This is a genomic window from Stenotrophomonas sp. B2 (assembly GCF_014947095.1).
In the GTDB taxonomy this organism is placed as follows: Bacteria; Pseudomonadota; Gammaproteobacteria; order Xanthomonadales; family Xanthomonadaceae; genus Stenotrophomonas; species Stenotrophomonas maltophilia_P.
This window is the reverse complement of sequence record NZ_JADCQA010000007.1, coordinates 265,176-273,512: the sequence shown is the minus strand read 5'-3', so window position 1 is coordinate 273,512 and position 8,337 is coordinate 265,176. Positions and strand designations below refer to the sequence as shown.

Annotated in this window: 6 protein-coding genes; 2 read left to right on the top strand and 4 right to left on the bottom strand. The window is 67.9% G+C overall.

Features of this window, described 5'->3' with window-relative positions:
- Nucleotides 1-177: 177 nt before the first annotated feature.
- A complete protein-coding gene (locus IMX13_RS10850; protein WP_053519318.1) occupies nucleotides 178-960 on the bottom strand; it encodes a helix-turn-helix transcriptional regulator in 783 nt (260 codons plus the stop codon).
- 45 nt (nucleotides 961-1,005) lie between these two features.
- A protein-coding gene (gene prfB, locus IMX13_RS10845) for a peptide chain release factor 2 (protein WP_111186457.1) occupies nucleotides 1,006-2,131 on the bottom strand; the annotation gives its coding sequence in 2 pieces (ribosomal slippage) (nucleotides 1,006-2,055 and nucleotides 2,057-2,131; 1,125 coding nt in all).
- Nucleotides 2,132-2,314: 183 nt separating this feature from the next.
- On the opposite strand from prfB, the gene IMX13_RS10840 reads away from it, so the two are divergent.
- The gene (locus tag IMX13_RS10840; protein WP_053519322.1) at nucleotides 2,315-3,055 is read left to right on the top strand and encodes a M48 family metallopeptidase; all 741 of its coding nucleotides are present in this window, start codon (nucleotides 2,315-2,317) and stop codon (nucleotides 3,053-3,055) included.
- Nucleotides 3,056-3,093: 38 nt separating this feature from the next.
- On the opposite strand, the gene IMX13_RS10835 is transcribed toward IMX13_RS10840, so the two are convergent.
- The gene (locus tag IMX13_RS10835; RefSeq protein ID WP_193396347.1) at nucleotides 3,094-3,954 is read right to left on the bottom strand and encodes a LytTR family DNA-binding domain-containing protein; all 861 of its coding nucleotides are present in this window, start codon (nucleotides 3,952-3,954) and stop codon (nucleotides 3,094-3,096) included.
- 175 nt (nucleotides 3,955-4,129) lie between these two features.
- Here IMX13_RS10835 and IMX13_RS10830 point away from each other — a divergent pair, with 175 nt between their 5' ends.
- Entirely contained in the window at nucleotides 4,130-5,338 is a 1,209-nt protein-coding gene (locus IMX13_RS10830; protein ID WP_193396346.1) for an acyltransferase family protein, read from the top strand.
- A 64-nt stretch (nucleotides 5,339-5,402) separates the two neighbouring features.
- Here IMX13_RS10830 and IMX13_RS10825 read toward each other — a convergent pair whose 3' ends face one another.
- Nucleotides 5,403-8,309: a VIT domain-containing protein gene (locus IMX13_RS10825; protein ID WP_193396345.1), complete on the bottom strand. Its 2,907-nt coding sequence runs from the start codon at nucleotides 8,307-8,309 to the stop codon at nucleotides 5,403-5,405.
- Nucleotides 8,310-8,337 lie beyond the last annotated feature (28 nt).

Genomic DNA, 8,337 nt, shown 5'->3' with positions numbered 1-8,337 from the left:
GGGGCGGCGTCGGAGTGCGGGGTGTCAGCCGCATGGATACGGCTGCCAAGCCCCCATGGACGGGTTCACGGCGTCCCCGCACTTCGACGCCGCCCCGCCATCCCACGGAATGCACGCCGTTGCCGTTGCCGTGGCTTGAAGCCTCTGCGGGTGCAGGGCGCAGCCCTGCCGACCCACCTACTTTCGCGGCAGGTAGGTGACCAACGACAGGTCGTGCCGGCTCTCCGGCACCAGCGCCACGTACTGCAGGTCCAGCAACCCGCGCGTGGGGTGGTTCAGCTTCTTCGCCCCCTCGTCGAAGCGGCGCACATCATGCTCCGGCCACCACTGCCGGAACGTATCGCTGTGGGCAGCGATGTCCTCGGCCAGCGCCAGGAAAGGCGCCTTGTCCTGCGCCTGCGCCATCGCCGCGCGGAAGCCGGCCAGCAGGCCCCGGGCCATCTCCTCCCAGTTGAGGATCAACGTGCGATAAGGCGGATACAGGAACATCAGCCGCAGCGTGTTGCGCTCATGCGGCGCCAGCTGGCTGTAGTCGACGAACAGTTCGGCAATGGCCGGATTCCAGGCCAGGATGTCGAAACGGGTGTTGCGTACGTAGGCCGGGATCGGCTGCATCGCGTCCACCAGCTGGCGCAGGCCATCAGTCACGCTTTCATCTGGCGACTCCAGCGGAACGCCATAGCCGGACAGCGCGAACGCATATGCGCGCTCGTCATCGCTCATCCGCAATACCCGGGCCAGCCGCTCGAGCACTTCCGGCGACGCACGCACTTCACGTCCCTGCTCGATCCAGGTGTACCAGCTGACACTGACCCCTACCGCCAGCGCCACTTCCTCGCGCTTCAGGCCGGGGGTACGCCTGCGCCCGGCCGGCAGGCCCAGCGTGGCCGGGTCGACACGGGCGCGGCAGGCCTTGAGGAAACCGCCGAGCTCCCTGCGTTCACTCTCGCTGCGCATCATCGCCCTCCGTCGCGGAAGGCGATGATATCGGCGCAGGCGTGCGCATCAGGCATCGACGCGCTTGGACCCCACCGCCAGGCCGGCCTTCAGGCTGGCCTCGACGAACTCATCGAGGTCACCATCGAGCACCTTCTGCGTATCGGAACGCTCGATGCCCGTGCGCAGGTCCTTGATGCGGCTCTGATCGAGCACGTAATTGCGGATCTGGCTACCCCAGCCGATGTCGGACTTGGTCGCTTCCACGGCATCCTTCTCCGCGTTGCGCTTCTGGATCTCGAGCTCGTAGAGCTTTGCGGCCAGCATCTTCATCGCGTTGTCGCGGTTCTGGTGCTGGCTGCGGCCGGTCTGGCACGCCACCACGATGTTGGTCGGAATGTGGGTGATACGCACCGCCGACTCGGTCTTGTTGACGTGCTGACCACCGGCGCCGGACGAACGGTAGACGTCGGTGCGCAGATCGGCCGGGTTGATGGTGATGTCGATGTTGTCGTCGATCTCCGGCGAAACGAACACCGAGGTGAAGCTGGTGTGGCGACGGTTGTCCGAGTCGAACGGCGACTTGCGCACCAGGCGGTGCACGCCGGTCTCGGTCTTCAGCCAGCCATAGGCATAGTCACCTTCCACGCGCAGGGTGGCCGACTTGATGCCCGCCACATCACCGCCGGAAACTTCCATCAGCTCGGTCTTCCAGCCACGCGATTCGCACCAGCGCAGGTACATGCGCAGCAGGATCTCGGCCCAGTCCTGGGCTTCGGTACCACCGGCACCGGCCTGGATGTCGACGAACGCAGCGGCATTGTCCATCTCGCCGGAGAACATGCGCTGGAACTCCAGCTTCTCGACGTGCGACTGGTGCTTGTCCAGATCGGCAACCACGGCCAGCGCGGTGTCCTCGTCCTGCTCGGACTCGGCCAGCTCCAGCAGCTCGGTCGCATCCTTCAGGCCATCGAGCACCGAGGCGATGCCGCCCACGGTCTTTTCCAGGCTGGATCGCTCGCGCCCCAGGTTCTGGGCGTACTCGGCGTTGTTCCAGACGTCGGGGTTTTCAAGCTCCCGCGTTACTTCTTCAAGACGCTCTTTCTTGGCGTCGTAGTCAAAGATACCCCCGAAGCGACAGCACGCGATCGGTCAGATCGGTGATGCGCTGGCGGACAGGATTCAGTTCGATCATGTCGGCGGTCGTGCGTTCAAAAAATGACTGCCAATGATAACGCAGGCGCCCGGCAGGCGGCGAGGCACCCCCAGCGGCCCGGCCGGCGGCTGGACACGGGGCGGGCTGAAGCCGGTAGACTTCCCGGCCGCCGCGGCAACAGGGGGACGCGCGGCCCATCCCAATCCAAGGAGCACCATTTCAATGAAGATCATGCGTTCCACCCTGTGCCTGGCCGCCTGCCTGCTGGCCGCCAATGCCTCGGCCATCGACCTGAAGGGCCTGACCAGCACCGGCCTGAAGGCCGGCAAGGCGCTGACCCTGTCCGACGCAGAGGTCTCGGCGGCCGCCGACCAGGCCTGCGCCTACATGGACAAGGAGAACCAGCTGGCACCCGCCAACGATCCCTATGCCCAGCGCCTGGCCAAGATCACCCAGGGGCTCGCCAACGAGGACGGCCTGAACCTGAACTTCAAGGTCTACCGGACCGCCGATGTCAACGCCTGGGCGATGGCCAACGGCTGCGTCCGCGTCTACACCGGCCTGATGGACATGGCCAGTGATGACGAGGTGCGTGGCGTGATCGGCCACGAAATCGGTCACGTGAAGCTGGGCCACAGCAAGACCAAGATGCGCACCGCGCTGCTCGCATCGGCCGGCCGCGAAGGCCTGGCAGCGTCGGGCAACGGCAACCTGACCCAGCTCAGCCAGGGCCAGCTCGGCGACCTCGCCGAGGGTTTCGTCAACGCCCAGTTCTCGCAGAAGGAAGAGAGCGCGGCGGACGAGTACGGCTACCAGTTCATGAAGCGCCACAACTATGATCCGGCAGCCCTGGCCAGCATGTTCCGCAAGCTGTCCAGCGAAGGCGGCCTGATGTCGTCGCACCCCGGCTCGGAAGCCCGCGCCGCGCGCATCGACGCGATGATCAAGAAGGACAGGAAGTAAGCACGAAGGGGGCGGGCGCTCCGCAGGTCCGCCCGCCCCTATCCTCCCGCCAGCGCCTGCCGCAGCAGCGGCAGCTGGCGCCTGCTGCAGGGAATCTTGGCCCCATCGGCCATGTGCAGCAGGGCCTCGCCGCCATCCAGCGGCTCGATGGAGCGCAGCTGCCCGCGGTTGATCAGCCAGCTGCGATGCGGCCGCAGGAACACCAGCGGATCCAGCCGCAGCTCCAGCACCGCCATGGTGATCCGCAGCGGATAGTCATGGCCGCGGACCCTCAGATTCACGTAGTTGCCAGCGGCCTGGGCGTACTCGACGTCCTCGGTGGCGACCAGGAATTCCTTGCCCAGCTTGCGCACCAGGAAGTGCTGCGGGCGCTCGACCGGCTCGACCGGCGGACCGACATCCGGCGCGGCCAGCAGGGATGCCTCACCCTGGCGGCGGCGGCCGAACCAGCCGGCAAGGTGCTCCAGCGCCACGAACAACGCGAACGTGCGGACATCCTTCAGGTACTCGTAGGCAAAGCGCTGCAACCAGCCGTCATCGTCCTGGTAGTGATGGCCCAGTGAGGCGTACGCGAGGTGGCGGATCACCATCATCCCCACCACGTGCAGCAGCGACCACCCCACGCTGGCCAGCAGGTACAGCGGCAGCAGGCGCTTCCAGGTGTCGGCATGCAACGGCCAGCGCTCGCACCCCCACCACAGCAGCGGCAGGGTCAGCAGCACCGCTCCGGCACTGCTGAACTCCCAGACCAGGGGCTCCCACAGGGCCAGGGCGGTGCCGTGGCGCCCGGAATCCATCACTTCCACCAGCGCGTTCGTCACTGCGGTCGCCGACAGGATCGCGGCCCACACCAGCAGGCGACTTGACGTTCGCCAGCGCGGCAGTCTGCCCTGAGCCATTGCTGCATCCATCTCGTCGCGGTCCCTCAGCGTGCATCAAGGGAGCGAGCGTAGCCTCCCCGTTGATCCCGGCACGCCCGCCATTGGTCACTACCGCGGCACCGGTGGCCCCCTGCCGCTTACGCCGCCACCTTTGCGGACGCAGTCTGGCGTCACCTTCCTGCCGGTTGCGGCCATGACCCGACGCCATGACATCGACACGCTCCGCGTGCTCGCCTTCGCCCTGCTCATCCTTTACCACGCGGCCATGGCCTACGTGGATGGCTGGGGCTTCCATCTCAAGAGCGCCTACACAGCCGAGTGGCTGCAGTGGCCGATGATCGCTCTGAACCGCTGGCGCATGCCACTGCTGTTCGTGATCTCGGGTATCGCTCTGGGCCTCTCGCTGCCGCGGCACGGGCGGCACCGGTTCGCACTGAAACGCAGCGGACGCCTGCTGCTGCCGCTGTTGTTCGGCATCGTCGCTGTCGTCTCGCTGCAGGCTTACTGCGAAGCGGTGGACAAGGGCGATGTGACGCCAGGACTCGGCGCCTTCCTGTGGCGTTACTGGCAGTTCCGGCCGTGGCCGGGCGCGCATTTCGACGGGGCAGCCTACGGGTTCACCTGGAATCACCTGTGGTATCTGGCGCACCTGGTGCCCTACACCCTGCTGGCCATCGCGCTGGCCGGTCCGATGCAGGCCCTGTGGGCGCGGCTGCCGTCATGGCGGCCCGATGACCGCCTGATCGCGATCATCGGCCTGGTGCTGCCGGTGCTCTGGCTGGCCTGGGCCCTGCTGGTGGTGATGCCTGCGTGGCCGCCCACCCATGCGCTGCTGAACGACCTCTACGTGCATGCCGAGTCCCTGCCCCTGTTCCTGGCCGGTTTCTGGGCCGCACGCTGGCAACGCGGCTGGGACCTGCTCGTGCGCGGCCGGCGCCTGACGTTGGCGCTGGCCTTGATCGGGCTGCTGGTCGAACTCGGCATCCGCGCCCTGGGCCGGATGCCCGACCTTGACCAGCTCGATCCATGGGTGCTGTCGCTGCCATGGGCGCAGACCGAGCGCGTCGGCCGGGCCCTGTACACCTGGTGCGCACTGCTGGCGATGTTCGGCTGGGCCCGCGTGCTGCTCGACCAGCCGTGGCGTGGCCTCGACTACTGCCGAGAGGCGGTCTTCAGCTGGTACATCCTGCACCAGACCGTGCTGATCGTCCTGCTCTACTGGCTGCGGCCCCTTCAGCTCGGCCCCTGGCTGGAACCGGCTCTGCTGGTTGCCGGCACCGTCGCCGGCTGCCTGCTGATCCACGAGCTGCTGATCCGTCGTGTCCGCTGGCTGCGTCCCCTGTTCGGCCTGCGCGTCCATCCGCCATCGCCTTCGGTGGCAGGCGCAGCGACGGCACCGTGACACCATCGCGTGGAGCCGGGTCATGCCCGGCTCCGACTCAAGCCTGCCCGAACTGAGCTCGGCGCTATCTGACCTCGAACTCGCCCACCAGCACTGTTTCGGCACGATCCTTCAACCGCATCGTCACCCTCTGGTCCTTCTGCTTCGGCGTGCCCCAATGGGTGGTCAGGCGCAGCATCAGGGTCGTGGCACCGGTCACCAGCTGCTGGCGACTGCCGAAATAATTGGCCTCCACCTTGTACCTGCCCGGCTTGGCATCACGCAGTGAGAACTGCTCGGGTCCATAGCCTCCGGTGAAGTCCTGTGACATCTGTCCTCCCTGGTAGGTCAGACGATTGCCGTAGTACGCGCGCTCGCCGTTCGGGTCGGTCACCCACAGGTCCATGTCGCTGTTGTCCGCATCCCACGACAGCACTACCCGCAGGTCCAGCGGCATCGGCTGCAGCAGGCGCGGGTCGATGGCCGAGGTATCAAGCCCTGGCGTGCTGCGCGCAACCAGTTGGGTCAGCTCGTCCAGCGCGATCAGTGCAATGCCGTTGAACCGGCTGTCCCAGGGCCGCGTCACCACCTGGTACAGCGGCGCCAGCGCCTGCTGTGGCCGGCCCGCCGCCGCCAGGGCCAGGCCGAGATCACGGAAGCTCTGCGGCTCCTCCTCGCCCATCGCCAACACCTGCTCGAACACCGGCACCGCCAGCATCGGTGCGTCGGCCTGCATCAGGCGGTAGCCGAGCACGCGCAGCAGATGGCGGTTGTCCAGGTCCATCTCGGCCAGGTTGGACAGCACGCGCAGGGCCAGGTCCCGCTGCCCCTGCTCCAGCAACAGATCGGCCACGTCGAGAAAGAACGCACTGCTGTCGGCATGCGCGGCGCGCTCGGCCAGGTAGCGGTCGTACAGCTGCGAGGACGGCCCCTGGCGCAGGCGCCGGGCAATGGCCGAATCTGGCTGCCATGCGGCCAGTTGGATGCCGAGCGCACCGCTGTTCGCTGCCGCCTCTGGCGCTGCGGCAGCGCCGCTCCCTGTGCTCGCATCGCGTGCGGCTTCCTGTGCAGGTGCCGAGCGACGGGCGCGTGCACGCGACACCTGGACGTCGCGTTCCGCGGCCGCAAGCATCGGTGCGGGCGCGGGAGGTGCGGCCGCGAGCATCGCTACCGGCGCAGCGGCCGAAGCAGAGACGGCAACCCTGTCCAACGCCTTTCCCTGCAACTGCGGCGGTGTGTCTTTCGGCCAGCTGCGGCGCCACCACTCCCGGCGCTCCTGCCACTGTGCGGCGATGTCGTCCAGGCGACGGCGCTCGGCGGCGCTGCGGTCAGCGACCACGCGTGCAAAGCGGGCGTCGTACTCGGTCCGCAGCGCGCCGGCAGGCCGGATCGCGTAGCGCAGGTAATCGTCCAGCGTCTCCAGCACGATCAACGAGGTATCCGGACCGACCAGGCCGAACTGCTGCGACAGGCGCTGCATCGCCTCACGGTTGCCGCGACGGTCGGCGGCCAGCTGCTGCAGCCGCGCCTGCGCCCACAGGCCGGCCAGCAGTTCTCCATTGCCGCTCGTCTGTGTCGCGGGCAGCGCCAGCCATTGGCCGCCGACGCGGACCCGCATCGGCACGCCGTCCGCCGCCAGCCGCGAGTGCAGCCACAGCCAGCCCTGCGCTTCACTGCGACGATCGATCACCACGTCCTGTACACCGCGGCCCGCATCGACCTGCACGTCCAGCGGCGAAGACAGCAGTTCGCGTGCAGCGGCATCGACATCCGTTCCCAGGGCGACGAAGCGACCGCCATGTGATTCGCTCCAACCGCGCAGCCGAACGACATCGGTATGTGCGCCCGCACTGCTGACCGCGAACAGGCGCTGGTCGGCGGCGAGCGTCGGCAACACCTGCGGGCCGTAGGTCAACAGACCGTCGCTGACCAGCAGATACTCCTTCACGGCTGCCTGCGGCTGCCACTGCGCCAGCGCGCTGGCGCCATCCGGGCGGACGGCCTGCAACGCCTGCCGCAATGCCGACCAGTCACCGCCGCGGATACGGAAGCGACGCACCGGCTCGGCCCGGTCACGCAGGACCGTCAACGCGACCGTGCCGTTTCCCAGCACAGCAAAGTAACGGTCCAGCAGTGCAAACTCCCGCGAACGGTCACGCCGGCCTGATGAGCCGGAGCCATCCCACAGCAGGCCGATATCGGTCGGCAGCGTACGCGGCGCGTTATCGACCGGCACCGGCAGCTGTGCCAGCAGATAGTGACCGTCCTGCCACGGTGCGACCTGTACCCGTGCCTGACGTGATGCCGGGAGCGTCCACTGCAGCTGCGCCGGCAACAGGGCGCCTCGGCCCTGCCAATGCAGTTGCCCCTCAGTGAAGCGGAACGGCCCTGCGCTCGTGGTCGCCGCATCCGGCGCCTGCAGGGTCAGCTCGACCGAGGCCGCGCCGGCGGCGAACTGCAACGGCAAGGTCCATTGCCAGCCGTGGGCGGCAAACGCCAGCGGTTCGCGCAGCACCAGCTGCACACGGCGGCTGCCGCCGGCGGGCAACGGGTAGACACGCAGGCGGAACTGATTGCCGGCGGTCTGCTCCAGCAGGCCCGGATCGACGCCGCGACGCGCGATGTCCTCGAACACCTGACGCCCCCGGTCCTTGGGCACGGGCACCGCCTCGCGCAACTGGCCATCGATATCCAGGGCGAAGCCGGTGATCTGCTGGCCATCAGCCAGCGGGAACTGCAGCTCGCCCTCCATGACCCGGCGGTTGGGGTTATGGAACTCCAACGTGACGCGGGTCTGGGCGATACCCGCCTGGACCTCCCCTTCGATCGAGGCCCGACGCAGCACGATGGGCTGCTCGGCGCCCGCGACCTGCAGCAACGGGACCGCACGAACCGGGCGGACGGCCGGACGGCCGTGGGTCTGGGCGGCCGTGGTGAAGGCACAGAGCAGCAGCGCCAGCAGGCACAGTACACGACGAAGGACGGGCGACATGGTACGTCTCCAGAGCGAGGACGAACTG

Coding starts and splice junctions, on each gene's coding strand:
- IMX13_RS10850 (WP_053519318.1), bottom strand. CDS start 960: ATGATGCGCAGCGAGAGTGAACGCAGGGAGCTCGGCGGTTTCCTCAAG.
- IMX13_RS10825 (WP_193396345.1), bottom strand. CDS start 8,309: ATGTCGCCCGTCCTTCGTCGTGTACTGTGCCTGCTGGCGCTGCTGCTC.
- IMX13_RS10835 (WP_193396347.1), bottom strand. CDS start 3,954: ATGGCTCAGGGCAGACTGCCGCGCTGGCGAACGTCAAGTCGCCTGCTG.
- IMX13_RS10840 (WP_053519322.1), top strand. CDS start 2,315: ATGAAGATCATGCGTTCCACCCTGTGCCTGGCCGCCTGCCTGCTGGCC.
- IMX13_RS10830 (WP_193396346.1), top strand. CDS start 4,130: ATGACCCGACGCCATGACATCGACACGCTCCGCGTGCTCGCCTTCGCC.